Raw genomic sequence first — 14072 nt, forward strand, 5'->3', positions numbered from 1 at the left:
GGCATGCACTCAGGCGGTTTCCAGGCGATCGGGTATCCAGCGTACGGGATCTTCATGCGCGCGCCAGGCATCCAGCAGCTGGCCGAGATGGTTGGCATCCGTTGCAACGGCCGTCGCTCCGGCAGCCCGCAGGGCATCCGGCCGCGCCGCACCCCAGGCGACCCCGATGCCCGTTGCGCCGGCCGCGCGTGCCATCGCCATATCGAAGGCGGCATCGCCGATGACGACGGTATCGGATGGAGCGATGCCGGTTTCCGTGCAGCTTTCCAGCACCATGGCCGGATGCGGCTTGGAAGGACAGTCGTCTGCGGTGCGCACCACATGGAAGCGATCGGCCAGCCCATGCGTGGCCAGGATGAAGTCCACCCCGCGCCGTGACTTGCCCGTCACCATGCCGACGAGATTCTCATCGACCGCGGACAGGCCGGCGACGAGGTCTTTCATGCCGGGAAACAGCGGCTCGTGCACCTGCCCCGCCGCGCGTGCCGCCTGGAAGGTCACGCGGTAGGCATCCGCGAGGTCTTCCGCCTCGGCAAGCGTAGAGCCTGGCCGCAATCTCTGCATCGCCTCGGCCAGCGACAGACCAATGATGCCGTGGATGGCGGTGTCGGCGGGCGCCACCAGTCCACGGGCGCGGAAGGCCCCTCGCATCGTGCTGCAGATGACGGCGAAGCTGTCGGCGATGGTGCCGTCGCAATCGAACAGGAACAGGCGCATCAATCCTCCTCCGCGGCCTCGTCGAAGCCGAACAGGTTCCATGTCTGCACCATGTGCGGCGGCAGCGGGGCGATCTGGTCTACGAAACCGCCATCGGGATGGGGAATGATGATGCGCCGGGCGTGCAGATGCAGCTTCTTCTGCACGCCGCCCGGAAACTCCCAGTTGGTGTCATGCTCGAAATATTTCGGATCGCCAAGGATCGGGTGGCCGATATGGGCGGCATGAACGCGCAACTGGTGCGTACGTCCGGTATGCGGCTCCATTTCCAGCCAGGCGAAGCTTTGCGCAACCTGATCGATGACACGGTAGTGCGACAGCGCATGGTCGGCCCCATCGTCGCCGTGCCGGGCAACGCGCATCCTGTCGCCTTCCGGCGTCTGTTCCTTGGCGAGGTAGGTGGAGATCCGGCCCTCCTTAGGGGCCGGAACACCCTTTACCAACGCCCAGTAGACCTTTTTCGTCTCCCGCTCGCGAAAGGCTTTCGTCAACGCGACCGCCGCCGTGCGCGTGCGCGCCACGACGAGGATGCCCGTCGTATCCCGGTCGATCCGGTGCACCAGGCGCGGCCTCTCACCCCGGCGGTTGCGCCAGGATTCGAGCATCTTGTCCACATGCCTCACAACGCCCGACCCACCCTGGACGGCCAGTCCGGCGGGCTTGTTGAAGACGAAGACCTTGTCGTCCTCATAGATCAGCATCTGCGAGAGGACATCCGCGTCATGCCGGTCGCGGATCGTGTTGGCCGTCAGCGGCGCCACCTTCAGCCGCGCCGCATCGCCCTGCATGGGCGGCACCCGGATGACCTGCCCGACCTCGAGCCGCGTATCGGTCTTGGCGCGGCCACCGTCGACACGGACCTGGCCCGAGCGCAACAGCTTCTGCAGATGGCCGAAACCGAGGCCCGGGTAATGCAGCTTGAACCAGCGGTCGAGCCTCAGGCCGGCCTCTTCCGCGTCGACCCGGACCTGCTCCACGCTTGCCATGACATATCCTTAAAATTCGCGTTCCGGCCCCTCGATAGAGCAATATCCGCGCTTAGGCGAGGCTTCTTGCAAGCCACAGGCCGCAGAACAGGGCTGCAACGCCAAGGCCGAGGGAAGCGGCCACGTAAACCATAGCCAGCACCTGCTGCCCGCGCTCCCAAAGCGCGGCCGTATCGAGGGAAAAGGACGAAAACGTCGTATATCCGCCCAGTACCCCGGTTGCGAGCAGGAGCCGCAATGCCTCGGAAGCCTCGAACCTGCGCGCGATCACCTCGATCAGCACGCCCATGGCGAACGAGCCGGTGACGTTGACGATAAAGGTCCCGTAGGGGAAGCCCACGCCGAACAGGCCGCTTGCCGCAACAGTGGCCAGATAGCGCATCACGGACCCGACCGCGCCGCCGGCTGCCACCAGAGCGATGTCGCGCAGGCTCATGGCTCGCCGCGTTCCCGGCGAAGCCGGGCCCACTCTGCCATCCGCTTGCCGATCTCCCGCTCCGCACCCCGCAGAACCGGCCGATAGAAGCTTTGCCGGCCCAGCTCCTCCGGGAAATAATTCTGCCCTGAAAAGGCATCGGGCTCGTCATGGTCGTAGCGATAGCCGCTGCCGTAGCCCTCTTCCTTCATCAGTTTGGTCGGCGCGTTCAGAATCTGGCGCGGCGGCAGCAGGGAACCACCCTCTCGCGCGGTTCGCATCGCGGCCTTGTAGGCCGTGTACAGCGCATTCGACTTCGGGGCCGTCGCCAGGTAGACGGCCGCCTGCGCCAGCGCCAGTTCCCCCTCCGGGCTGCCGAGGTAGTCGTAGGCATCCTTGGCTGCGTTGGCGACGCCAAGCGCCTGCGGATCGGCCAGGCCGATATCCTCTACGGCCATCCGCACAAGGCGGCGGCCGAGATAGAGCGGGTCTTCGCCCGCATCCAGCATGCGGCACAGATAGTACAATGCGGCATCGGGATCCGACCCGCGCACCGACTTATGGAGTGCCGAAATCAAATTGTAATGCCCGTCCTGCCCCTTGTCGTAGATCGGCGCGCGCCGCTGTACGATCTCCTGCAGGGTGTCGGCCGAGAAGGTTTCGCCGGGCTTGGCCGCGCGCCAGACCTCTTCGGCAAGGGTCAGCACCGCGCGCCCGTCGCCGTCGGCCATGCGAAGCAGGGATTGCCGGGCGTCTTCGTCCAGCGGAAGCGGACGTCCCTCGACGGCTTCCGAGCGCTCCAGCAGGCTCGACAGCGCCTGCGTATCGTGCGGACGGAAGGTCAGCACCCGCGCCCGCGACAAAAGAGCCGCATTCAATTCGAAGGATGGATTCTCGGTCGTGGCCCCCACCAGGACGACCGTCCCATCCTCCATGACGGGCAGGAAAGAGTCCTGCTGGGCCCGGTTGAAGCGATGGATTTCGTCAACGAACAACAATGTGCGCCGACCGTTCGACCGGCGCAACCGGGCCGTCTCGAAGACTTTCTTCAGGTCGGCGACACCGGAGAAGATGGCGGAAATCTGCTCGAAGGCGAAGTCCACTTCATGGGCAAGAAGCCGCGCCACCGTCGTCTTGCCGGTCCCCGGAGGGCCCCAGAAGATGACCGAGCCGAGCGAGCGCGATTCCAGCATGCGCGTCAGTACGCCGTCCGGCCCGGTCAGATGCGGCTGCCCGACCACCTCGGACAGGCTTGCGGGGCGCAGCCTGTCGGCCAGCGGCCGGCCGGCATCTCCCGGGCCCGCCCGATCGCCGGGCTTGGGCGCATCTGCCTTGCGCAGCCCCTGACCGGGTTGGTCCTGCCCGGCGAAAAGATCGGCCATGCTCGGCTCCTGGCCTGTGGCGGGTCAGCGGATGGACTGTGTCAGCCTTTGCCCATTGCGCTCGATTGCATAGTTCCAGCCTCTTGAGCGCATATCGAGGACGCTTGCAAGCTTTTCGGTCGAATCGACCGCTTCGCCGTTGATCTCCAGCACGATGTCGCGCGGTTGCAGGCGCAGCCTCGCGGCGATGGACCCTTCCTCGACGCCTGTCACCACCACGCCCCGCTTCGTCGTCGGTATTTCCAGTTCATCGGCGACGCGCGGCGAAAGATTGGCGACCGTCGAGCCCGAGAACGGATTGTTGCCGGCGATCGTGCGCTCATCCCGGGCGGGTGTTTCCGGGGCGACCCGCAACGCCAGGTCCACCGTGCGCTCCTGCCCGCCGGAAAGGATGGTCAGCCGGGCGGTCTTGCCTACCCCGGTCGTCGCCAGCCGGTAACCCAGCGCGTCCGGACCGTCGATCTGGAAATCATCCATCCGCATGACGACATCGCCCGGTTTCAGCCCCGCGTCCGCCGCAGCACCGTCCGGCACGACCTCCTGCACCAGGGCGCCCGTCGGACGCGGCATGCCGAGCGCCTCGGCGATATCGCCGGTCACGGGGGCGAAGCCCGCGCCGATGTAAGGACGCTCGAAGCGGCCCCCGCGCTTTGCCGCGTCCACGAACACGCGCACCATGTTGGACGGAATGGCGAAGCCGATTCCATTGGACCCGCCAGAACGGCTGAAGATGGCCGTGTTGACGCCGATGAGCCTGCCTTGCATGTCGATCAGCGGGCCACCGGAATTTCCGGGATTGATGGCGGCGTCGGTCTGGATGAAATAGCCGAAATCGTTGACGCCGACATGCGTACGCGCCAGCGCGGAAACGATACCGCTGGTCACGGTCTGCCCGATCCCGAACGGATTGCCGATGGCAAGCACCAGATCGCCGATGGAGATCTGGTCGGAATCGGAGAATGCGATGGTCGGGAAGGTTTCATCCGCGTCGATGCGCAGCACGGCAAGGTCGGCCCGGGCATCCTTCATCAGGACCGTGGACGCGTACTCCCGGCCATCGCCCAGCGCTATCTTCACCTCCGCGGCACCATCGACGACATGATTGTTGGTGACGACCAGCCCGCTCTCGTCGACGATCACCCCGGACCCGAGCGATGACTCCATGCGCGGGCGCCCTAGGGCACCTCGGCCGAAGAACTGTTCGAAGAAGGGGTCGCCAGCGAAGGGCGATCGCGCCGCGACCTCGCGGGCGGCATACACATTCACCACCGCCGGCGCGGTTTCCTTGACCAGCGGCGCGAAGGTCAGCCTGATCTGGTCCCGGCTTTGCGGAACCTGCGGCATTCCGGACGCCATCGGCACCGGTACGCCTGCTGGCTGGGCCAAGGCGCTGGACAGGCAGGCGATGGAAAGAAACAGGGCGGAGGCGCTGCGGAGAAGAAAGGAAGACACTGGTGGCAACCCGAATCGTGCGCTGAAGACATCTGACTACTGCCGTCAGACTGGCACGAAAAAAGGGCCACATGGCCCTTTTGCAACCTGTGTTTCGAAAGGAGTCAATTTGCGGCGATCACCGGCTCGAACTTCTGCAAGGTGGCGTTTTCCGCCGGCAGATCGGCAGTGGCATAGCTTGCCGTCAGGATGGCAAACGCAGCCAGGGCTCCGAGGAGAACGAAAACGGTGCGGCGCATCGAGAACTCGCTAGCGGTGGGTTGGGAGTTCACATTGTCCATGGCAGTTGTTTAATCCGCGTAAATGCCGCGCAATGAATGCGCCGACAGGTTCCAGTTGCCAGATACAATGCGGGCGAACGCCTTATGGTTGCTCAAGCAGCCATCGCTTTTCCGCGCGAACGGCATATCGCACGAAGGACCGGCGCTCGCTATCACCTGTTTGCAACAGTGTGGGAGCGCCATCGGAACTATCCAGGGTTACTTATCCCCCGCCGGGGGCCTCACCAGTCCGAAGCGGATGAGGCTGGCTGCCAGGTCCACCGCCGCCGTTTCCACCGACCGGAAGCGAATTCCCAGCATGTCCCGGGCCGGAGCCGTGTCCAGCCGGCGGTCGTTGCCGAGTTCGCCTGCCAGCATCGCTGCTCGCCGCGACACGCGCGCCGCTGCCCGCACGGCCCAATCGGGCAGCGACCAGCTATAGAGCCGCCGCGCATAGGCCGGATACGCCCGGGCCAGAATCTGCGTGATGTCCCGCAAGGGGACGGTATCGGCGCTGACCAGGAAACGGCGCCCGGCCACCTCCGGATTATCGATGGCGCGAACATGCGCCTCCGCCACGTCGCGGACATCCACGATGCCGAATCGGACGTTGGGGAGCGCCGGCACCCTTCCGTTCATCATCATGGCGACGATTCGCGCAGACGTGCCGGCGACGCCATCGAGAAGCGGGCCGAACACCAGCGAGGGGTTTATCGTGACCAGTTCGGTCTCGGTTTGCGCCAGGACTTCCCGGGCAGCTTTCTCAGCCAGTGTCTTCGACACGGCGTAGGGCGAGATAAGGTCGCTGTCGACGTTGGAAAAGTCCGCCTCTCCAAACGCCGTCGTGCGCGGCGGATGGCCATACATGATGGATGCGACGGACGATGTCAGCACCACGCGCCGAACGCCCTGCGCGGCCGCCGCGCGGCAAACCCGGATCGTGCCGTCCCGCGCCGCCGGCACCAGGGCGAATTTGTTGCTCGGCTGCGACACGGGAAAGGGCGATGCCGTGTGGAGCACGGCATGGCAACCGGACACAGCCTCGTCCCACCCCTTGTCCCGTGTCAGGTCTGCGACGACGACCGAGAGGCGATCCACCGGTGCCCCATACTGCACCATGGTCTGCTGCAGCGCCTCCCCTTTCGCAAAGTCGCGAACGGTGCCGCGGACACGGTGGCCCGACTGCAGAAGCTTCAGCACGATATGCTTGGCGATGAACCCCGATGCACCGGTGACCAGAATCCTATCGCCGTCACCGTCGCGCATGATTGCGTCTTTCCGCTGTCGCCGGGCCGTTCTTACAGTTCAGTCGTCAGATAGCGCGGCTGGCGGCCGAATACGACAGCCGCCCGCCAATAAAAAAGGGCCCGATGGGGCCCTTTCTCTATACCGGTCTGGCAGGCTTCGGATCAGGCTTCGTCGCCGGAATCCGCCTCGGCGCGGGCGCGGTCGGCGGCGCCGCGCGCATCCGGATCGCGGTCGACGAATTCGATCACGGCCAGCGGGGCGTTGTCGCCGCGGCGGAAGCCAGCCTTGAGAACGCGGGTGTAGCCGCCATTACGGTCTGCATAGCGGGTCGCCAGCGTGTCGAACAGCTTGCGGATGACGGTCTCGTCACGCACCTGGCTGATGGCCTGGCGGCGAGCATGCAGGTCGCCGCGCTTGCCGAGCGTGATCAGCTTTTCAACCACGGGACGAAGGTCCTTTGCCTTCGGCAGGGTGGTGACGATCTGCTCGTGCTCGATCAGCGAGGCCGCCATATTGGCAAACATCGCCTTACGATGCGAAGCGGTACGGTTGAGTTTACGGCCGCGGTTTCCGTGACGCATGATCTTGACTCCTTGAAGGGCCGGTTTCCCGGCGGTCGGCATCCTCGCTCCCGTTGGCCGGGGCATGTGCCTTTGAATGATTGTTCCCACCGGCCAGGGCCGGCTCTGTCATAGATGTCGCCGCCCCGAAAGCCGGGGCGGCGACCTGTCCGGATCAGTACTGATCTTCGTAGCGCTTGGCCAGGTCGTCGATGTTCTCGGGCGGCCAGGCCGGCACTTCCATGCCGAGATGCAGGCCCATGGAGGCCAGCACTTCCTTGATCTCGTTCAGCGACTTGCGGCCGAAGTTCGGGGTACGGAGCATCTCCGCCTCGGTCTTCTGGATCAGGTCGCCGATATAGACGATGTTGTCGTTCTTCAGGCAGTTCGCCGAACGAACCGACAGCTCCAGCTCGTCCACCTTCTTGAGGAGGGCCGGGTTGAAGGCCAGTTCCGCGATCTGCTCTTCCGAGCCGCGGACATCGCGCTGCGGCTCCTCGAAGTTCACGAAGACGGCCAGCTGATCCTGCAGGATGCGCGCCGCATAGGCGACGGCGTCCTCACCCGAGATCGAACCATCGGTCTCGATCTGCATCGTCAGCTTGTCCTTGTTCAGGTCCTGCCCCTCGCGGGTGTTCTCGACCTTGTAGGACACCTTCTTGACCGGCGAGAACAGTGCGTCCACGGGGATGAGGCCGATCGGCGCATCCTCGGCACGGTTCTGGTCGGCAGGCACATAGCCCTTGCCGGTATTGACGGTCAGTTCCATGCGGATCTCGGCGCCATCGTCGAGCGTGCAGATTTCGTGATCCGGGTTGAGGATCTCGATGTCACCCACGGTCTGGATGTCGCCCGCCGTGACGACGCCAGGGCCGGACTTGCGCAACACCATGCGCTTCGGGCCTTCGCCCTGCATGCCGATGTTGATTTCCTTGACGTTCAGGACGATGTCCGTCACGTCCTCGCGCACGCCGGCGATCGAGGAGAACTCGTGCAGCACGCCGTCGATCTGGATCGCGGTCACGGCCGCGCCCTGCAGCGACGACAGGAGCACGCGCCGCAGCGCATTGCCGAGTGTCAGGCCGAAACCGCGCTCGAGCGGCTCCGCCGTCAGGGAGGCCCTCGTCCGGCTCGTGCTGTTGAACACGACCTGGTTGGGCTTGGTAAGGTCTTGCCAGTTGCTGGCGATCATCGCGCTTGCCTTTCAGCTACCCCGCCACCATCCATTCGTGGCGATAGGTCTCAGTTGAGAAGGATCCCCCCTCTCGAAACGGGCAAAACCGCACTGCCGGATCGACAGTGCGGTTCATGTCCACGATATGGCGTCAGACGCGGCGCTTCTTGCGCGGGCGGACGCCATTATGCGGTATCGGCGTCACGTCGCGGATCGACGTGATGGTGAAGCCGGCGGCTTGAAGCGCGCGGAGCGCGGACTCACGGCCCGATCCCGGCCCGGAAACCTCGACTTCAAGCGTGCGCATGCCATGCTCCTGAGCCTTCTTGGCGGCATCTTCGGCGGCGATCTGCGCAGCGAAGGGCGTCGACTTGCGCGAGCCCTTGAAACCCTGGGCACCGGCGGAGGACCAGGCAATCGTGTTGCCCTGCGCGTCCGTGATGGTGATCAGCGTATTGTTGAAGGAGGAATTCACGTGGGCCACGCCGGACGTGATGTTCTTGCGCTCGCGACGACGAACGCGCTGTGCTTCCTTGGCCATTATCTCTCTTTCTCAAGATCTCGACACCGCCGTTATTCCAGCGGCTACACCCGCGGAGGGCCTGCCCTCCGCAGCGTGGCGCGACGGCTTCGCCGCGCCAGCAGGCTTACTTCTTCTTGCCGGCGATCGGCTTGGCCGGGCCCTTGCGGGTGCGCGCATTGGTATGCGTGCGCTGGCCACGAACCGGCAGGCTGCGACGATGGCGCAAGCCGCGGTAGCAGCCGAGGTCCATCAGGCGCTTGATGTTCATCGACGTCTCGCGACGCAGATCACCCTCGACCTGGTAGTCCCGGTCGATGATCTCACGGATCTGAAGGACTTCGGCGTCGGTCAGATCGTTGACGCGGCGCTCCGACGCGAGCCGGGCCTTGTCCACGATCTCCTGCGCGAAGCGCGGGCCGATGCCGTGAATGTACTGAAGCGCGATGACGACGCGCTTGCTGCTTGGGATGTTGACGCCAGCGATACGTGCCACGTCCGTACTCCTAGTTTCGGGGCCGCTCGGCCCTTACGGTTGAAGGGGGCCGATAAGCGAAAGCGATCGGCGAGCCCCAGACATGAGACCGCACCGACCGCAAAAGATTCGCGAATGGGCGGCTTATAAAAAATCGACGGTCCGGAGTCAACCGAACCCTAAGCGTTTCAGGCTGCGCCGTCGGCGACATGCCCTTCCAGCGCCCTGCGGATCTGCTGCGTCACCTCGTCCATCGCGGCCATACCGTCGATCGTGTGTACAAGGTTTCGCTCCCGGTAGTAGGGGCCTACGGCGGCGGTCATGTCGCGGAACTCGCCCAGACGACGCCGGAACACGTCCGGATTGTCGTCCTTGCGGACCGGCAGCCCCTTCGCCTCCGTTTCGGCGGCGCGGCGCGCGATACGCTCGACCAGACGGTTCTCATCGACCTTGAACTCGATCACGCGGTCGAGCCGGAGCCCCTTGTCTTCCAGCATGGTCTCCAGCGCCACCGCCTGGGCGACCGTGCGCGGGAACCCATCCAGGATGAAACCCCTGCGCGCATCTTCTTTCTCGATGCGGTCCGCGACGATGCGGATGACGACCTCGTCCGGCACCAACTGGCCGGCGTCCATCAAGGCCTGCGCCTTGCGGCCAACCTCAGTGCCTTGTGCGACGGCTTCGCGGAGCATGTCCCCGGTGGAAAGTTGCGGAATGCCGTAGGCTTCCGTCAACCGCTGCGCCTGGGTCCCCTTCCCGGCTCCCGGCGGTCCGAGCAGAATCAGTCTCATCGAGTTCCTCGTTTACCCCCGCGGAGCTTCGCCTTCTTGACGAGCCCCTCATATTGATGCGCCAGCAGGTGTCCCTGCACCTGCGCAACCGTATCCATCGTCACCGAGACGACGATCAGCAGCGACGTCCCCCCGAGATAGAACGGAATACCGACCGCGGATATCAGAAACTCCGGCAGAAGGCAGATGGCGACGAGATAGATCGCCCCCAGAACCGTGATCCGCGTCAGCACATAGTCGATGTACTCGGCCGTGCGCTCGCCGGGACGGATGCCCGGAATGAAACCGCCATGCTTCTTGAGGTTATCCGCCGTGTCCTTGGGATTGAACACGATCGCGGTGTAGAAGAATGCGAAGAAGGCGATCATCGACGCATACAGGATCATGTAGAGCGGCTGGCCGTGGCCGAGCGAGGCGACGAGGCCGGTGGCCCAGCCGGGCAACTGGCTCGTATCCGAGAAATTGGCGATCGTGACGGGCAGCAGCAGCAGCGACGATGCGAAGATCGGCGGAATGACGCCCGCCGTGTTCAGCTTCAGCGGCAGGTGCGAGGTATCGCCCTGGAACATGCGATTGCCTACCTGGCGCTTCGGATACTGGATCAGAAGGCGACGCTGGGCGCGCTCGAAGAACACGATGAAGGCGATGCAGCCGATGGCCACCACGATGACCAAGAGGATCACAAAGCTCGACAGCGCGCCGGTGCGCCCGAGTTCCAGGAGATTGGCGATGGCCGAAGGCAGGTTTGCCACGATACCGGCGAAGATGATCAGCGAGATGCCGTTGCCGATACCGCGCGCGGTGATCTGCTCGCCCAGCCACATCAGGAACATCGTGCCGCCGACCAGCGTGATGACGCTGGACACGACGAAGAACATTCCCGGGTCGGTCACGATGTTGCTGGAGGACTGAAGGCCCACGGCGATGCCATAGGCCTGGACTGTCGCCAGAAGGACCGTGCCGTAGCGGGTATACTGGTTGATGATCTTGCGACCCTGCTCGCCCTCTTTCTTGAGCGTCTCGAGCGACGGCACAACGGAGGTCATGAGCTGGATGATGATCGACGCGGAGATATACGGCATGATGCCGAGCGCGAAGATGGCCATGCGGCCGACGGCCCCGCCGGCGAACATGTTGAACACGCCGAGAATGCCGGTGGACTGCTGCTGGAACGCCTGCGCCAACGCCTCCGGATCGATGCCGGGCATCGGGATGTAGGTGCCGAGACGGTAGACCAGGAGCGCGCCGAGCGTGAACCAGATCCGCTTCTTCAGGTCTTCTGCCTTGGAGAAGGCAGCGAAATTCAGGTTTGCGGCAAGTTGTTCCGCGGCCGATGCCATCTTGAAAATATCTCCGGATAGAACCCATGCCCGCCGGTTGGTGGCACGACGCGGGCATCGGTTTCCCACTTCAGCCTCTGCGCCGCCATTCCTGGCGCGCACCGGGCGTATGCGCCCACGCCCCCTTGGGGTTACGCCCCCGGCAACCGGGAACGAGGCATGGAATCACATGACGAAGCGGCCCATGGAGGCCGCTTCCAAAGTCTCAATCTGGCGAGTTACGCCTCGCGACGCAAGGGGCCCGATCAGGCTTCGGCGACGGCCGGCAGCGTGACGGAGCCACCTGCCTTCTCGACCTTCTCGACCGCGGCCTTGGACGCGCCCTGGACCGTGATCTGCAGCTTGGCCTTCAGCTCGCCATCGGCGAGAAGACGGATGCCGTCGCGCTGGCGACGCACCAGGCCGGCGGCCTTCAGCGCGTCGAAGTCCACCGCCGACTTGGCATCGAGCTTGCCCGCGTCGATCGCCTGCTGGATGCGGCCGACCGAAACGATGTTGTAGTCCTTCGCGAAGATATTCACGAAGCCACGCTTCGGCAGACGACGATACAGCGGCATCTGGCCGCCTTCGAAGCCATTGATGGCCACGCCGGAGCGGGACTTCTGACCCTTCACGCCACGGCCGCCGGTCTTGCCGGAGCCCGAGCCGATGCCACGGCCCACGCGCTTGCGGGAATGGGTTGCGCCGTCGATGTCGGCGAGTTCGTTGAGCTTCATTTCTGCTACTCCCGGCTCACTGGCCGTCAACGACGCGGACGAGGTGGCTGACCTTGGCGATCATGCCACGGACGGAGGGTGTATCCTCCAGCGTCCGGCGACGGTGCATCTTGTTGAGACCGAGGCCGACGAGAGTCTGGCGCTGGTCATTGGGGCGGCGAAGCGGGCTACCGATCTGCTCGACGGTGATCGTCTTCCCGGTCACATTCTTATCGGCCATGACATGGCTCCTTGTTCAATGGTTCGTCCTGCGTCCTGCCGAGGGCGGCCGCGTTGCCGCGACCTCGCCTTCTCAGCCTTCGCTATCGGAACCGACCAGGTCGCGACGCCGTGCCTGCAGCGTCGAGTACTTGATACCACGACGGGCAGCGACATCCTTCGGATGCATCTGGCCCTTCAGCGCGTCGAACGTGGCGCGAACCATGTTGTACGGGTTCGAGGAACCGAGCGACTTGGCGACAACATCGTGCATGCCGACCGCTTCGAACACGGCGCGCATCGGGCCACCCGCGATGATACCGGTACCGGCCTCGGCCGTGCGCAGCAGCACCTTGCCGGCGCCATGACGGCCCTGCACGTCGTGGTGGAGCGTACGCGCGTCGCGCAGCGGCACGAAGATCATGTCGCGCTTGGCGGCTTCCGTGGCCTTCCGGATCGCTTCCGGCACTTCGCGTGCCTTACCGTGGCCGAAGCCGACGCGGCCCTTGAGGTCACCGACGACGACGAGAGCGGCGAAGCCGAAGCGACGACCACCCTTTACAACCTTGGCGACGCGATTGATGTGGACGAGCTTGTCTACGAAGCCGTCGTCACGCTCATCGCGGTCGTTCCGTTCATTACGAGGCGCCATATCCTGTTCCTTGTTCTTTTCCGGAGGCGTCCGACAATGGAGCCGCCCCTGGAGGGAGGCTCCGGTGAAACCGGCGATATCATCCGCAACGCGAACGGCGTCGTGGCATGCGGCATTGCGCATACCCGCCGAGCCGCAGCCGGATGAAATCGAGCGGCTTAAAGCATAATCCGGCGGCCGGGAAAACCCTGACCGCCGGAAAATGACATCTTAGCGAAGACGGCGCCCTGAGGCGCCCTGCCCTGCGTCAGAAATTCAACCCACCTTCACGAGCGGCGTCGGCAAGAGCCTTGACGCGCCCATGATAGATGAACGAACCGCGGTCGAAGACGACATCGGTGACGCCGGCCTGCTTGGCGCGCTCTGCGACGAGCTTGCCGACAGCCTTGGCGGCCTCGACATCGGCGCCCGTCTTGAGGCCACCGCGAAGCGTCGTGTCCAGCGTGGACGCGGCCGCGAGCGTGTGACCGACGGAGTCGTCGATGACCTGAGCGTAGATGTTCTTCGAGGAACGGTGAACCGACAGGCGGGGACGCCCGTTGGCGACCGCCTTGAGCGATCTGCGAACGCGGGCCGCGCGGCGCCGCAAAATATCTTTCTGGCTAGCCATGACCCGACCTTACTTCTTCTTGCCTTCCTTGCGGACGATCTTCTCGCCAGCATAGCGAACGCCCTTGCCCTTGTAGGGCTCGGGGCCGCGATACTCACGGATCTCCGCGGCGACCTGACCGACGCGCTGCTTGTCGATACCGGTGACCACGATCTCCGTCGGCTTGGGGACGGCGACCTGGATACCTTCCGGCACCTCATAGACCACGTCATGGCTGAAGCCGAGCGCGAGCTGCAGGTTCTTGCCCTGCATCGCGGCACGGTAGCCGACGCCGGTGATTTCGAGGCGCTTCTCGAACCCGTCCTTCACACCCGACAGGATGTTCGAGATCATGGTTCGGGACATACCCCATTTCGAACGCGCATCCTTGGAAGTGTCGCGCGGATCCACATGAATGGATCCGTCCTCGAGCTTCACCAGGACTTCGTCGTTGACCACGAAGGACAATTCGCCCTTGGGCCCCTTTGCCTTGACGGTCTGCCCCTCGACGGACGCCGTCACGCCGCTCGGAAGGGAGACCGGCTTTTTACCAATACGAGACATCGTCAAACCTGTCCGTTATACGGTTGGTCGGTT

18 protein-coding genes are annotated in these 14072 nt (G+C 64.5%); all 18 read right to left on the bottom strand.

Annotation, left to right across the window (positions count from 1 at the left end; all coding sequences use genetic code 11):
• Nucleotides 1-9 precede the first annotated feature (9 nt).
• Nucleotides 10-717 (bottom strand): HAD-IA family hydrolase, encoded by a 708-nt coding sequence (locus IGS74_RS14775; protein ID WP_192387145.1) that lies wholly within the window; start codon nucleotides 715-717, stop codon nucleotides 10-12.
• Complete coding sequence (locus IGS74_RS14780; RefSeq protein ID WP_039196130.1) at nucleotides 717-1703, bottom strand: RluA family pseudouridine synthase; 987 nt, start codon at nucleotides 1701-1703, stop codon at nucleotides 717-719. The genes IGS74_RS14775 and IGS74_RS14780 overlap by 1 nt, the downstream gene beginning before the upstream one ends.
• Before the next feature lie 52 nt (nucleotides 1704-1755).
• On the bottom strand, nucleotides 1756-2133 hold the full coding sequence (gene crcB, locus IGS74_RS14785) for a fluoride efflux transporter CrcB (protein ID WP_192391826.1): 378 nt from the start codon (nucleotides 2131-2133) through the stop codon (nucleotides 1756-1758).
• 2 nt (nucleotides 2134-2135) lie between these two features.
• Complete coding sequence (locus tag IGS74_RS14790; protein WP_192387147.1) at nucleotides 2136-3500, bottom strand: replication-associated recombination protein A; 1365 nt, start codon at nucleotides 3498-3500, stop codon at nucleotides 2136-2138.
• 24 nt (nucleotides 3501-3524) lie between these two features.
• Nucleotides 3525-4856, bottom strand: coding sequence for a DegQ family serine endoprotease (locus IGS74_RS14795; RefSeq protein WP_192391827.1), 1332 nt, complete (start codon nucleotides 4854-4856; stop codon nucleotides 3525-3527).
• A gap of 200 nt (nucleotides 4857-5056) precedes the next feature.
• Entirely contained in the window at nucleotides 5057-5233 is a 177-nt protein-coding gene (locus IGS74_RS14800) for a hypothetical protein (protein WP_156122451.1), read from the bottom strand.
• Between the two features lie 198 nt (nucleotides 5234-5431).
• Entirely contained in the window at nucleotides 5432-6478 is a 1047-nt protein-coding gene (locus tag IGS74_RS14805) for an NAD-dependent epimerase/dehydratase family protein (RefSeq protein ID WP_192387149.1), read from the bottom strand.
• Between the two features lie 143 nt (nucleotides 6479-6621).
• Nucleotides 6622-7041, bottom strand: coding sequence for a 50S ribosomal protein L17 (rplQ, locus tag IGS74_RS14810; protein ID WP_039193106.1), 420 nt, complete (start codon nucleotides 7039-7041; stop codon nucleotides 6622-6624).
• A 154-nt stretch (nucleotides 7042-7195) separates the two neighbouring features.
• The gene (locus IGS74_RS14815) at nucleotides 7196-8212 is read right to left on the bottom strand and encodes a DNA-directed RNA polymerase subunit alpha (protein ID WP_039192611.1); all 1017 of its coding nucleotides are present in this window, start codon (nucleotides 8210-8212) and stop codon (nucleotides 7196-7198) included.
• A gap of 133 nt (nucleotides 8213-8345) precedes the next feature.
• The gene (gene rpsK, locus IGS74_RS14820; protein WP_039192607.1) at nucleotides 8346-8735 is read right to left on the bottom strand and encodes a 30S ribosomal protein S11; all 390 of its coding nucleotides are present in this window, start codon (nucleotides 8733-8735) and stop codon (nucleotides 8346-8348) included.
• A gap of 106 nt (nucleotides 8736-8841) precedes the next feature.
• Nucleotides 8842-9210: a 30S ribosomal protein S13 gene (gene rpsM, locus IGS74_RS14825; RefSeq protein WP_039192604.1), complete on the bottom strand. Its 369-nt coding sequence runs from the start codon at nucleotides 9208-9210 to the stop codon at nucleotides 8842-8844.
• A gap of 167 nt (nucleotides 9211-9377) precedes the next feature.
• Nucleotides 9378-9980 (bottom strand): adenylate kinase, encoded by a 603-nt coding sequence (locus IGS74_RS14830; RefSeq protein WP_192387151.1) that lies wholly within the window; start codon nucleotides 9978-9980, stop codon nucleotides 9378-9380.
• A complete protein-coding gene (gene secY, locus IGS74_RS14835) occupies nucleotides 9977-11320 on the bottom strand; it encodes a preprotein translocase subunit SecY (RefSeq protein ID WP_039192596.1) in 1344 nt (447 codons plus the stop codon). Before secY ends, IGS74_RS14830 begins: the two co-directional genes overlap by 4 nt.
• Before the next feature lie 245 nt (nucleotides 11321-11565).
• Entirely contained in the window at nucleotides 11566-12036 is a 471-nt protein-coding gene (gene rplO / locus IGS74_RS14840) for a 50S ribosomal protein L15 (protein WP_039192592.1), read from the bottom strand.
• Nucleotides 12037-12052: 16 nt separating this feature from the next.
• Complete coding sequence (gene rpmD / locus IGS74_RS14845; RefSeq protein WP_039192590.1) at nucleotides 12053-12256, bottom strand: 50S ribosomal protein L30; 204 nt, start codon at nucleotides 12254-12256, stop codon at nucleotides 12053-12055.
• A gap of 72 nt (nucleotides 12257-12328) precedes the next feature.
• Nucleotides 12329-12886 (bottom strand): 30S ribosomal protein S5, encoded by a 558-nt coding sequence (rpsE, locus tag IGS74_RS14850; protein WP_192387153.1) that lies wholly within the window; start codon nucleotides 12884-12886, stop codon nucleotides 12329-12331.
• 247 nt (nucleotides 12887-13133) lie between these two features.
• The gene (gene rplR, locus IGS74_RS14855) at nucleotides 13134-13496 is read right to left on the bottom strand and encodes a 50S ribosomal protein L18 (protein WP_039192588.1); all 363 of its coding nucleotides are present in this window, start codon (nucleotides 13494-13496) and stop codon (nucleotides 13134-13136) included.
• Nucleotides 13497-13505: 9 nt separating this feature from the next.
• Nucleotides 13506-14039, bottom strand: a complete 534-nt coding sequence (gene rplF / locus IGS74_RS14860; protein WP_039192585.1) for a 50S ribosomal protein L6 — start codon at nucleotides 14037-14039, stop codon at nucleotides 13506-13508.
• Nucleotides 14040-14072 lie beyond the last annotated feature (33 nt).

Source organism: Aureimonas sp. OT7, from assembly GCF_014844055.1.
GTDB lineage: Bacteria > Pseudomonadota > Alphaproteobacteria > Rhizobiales > Rhizobiaceae > Aureimonas > Aureimonas altamirensis_A.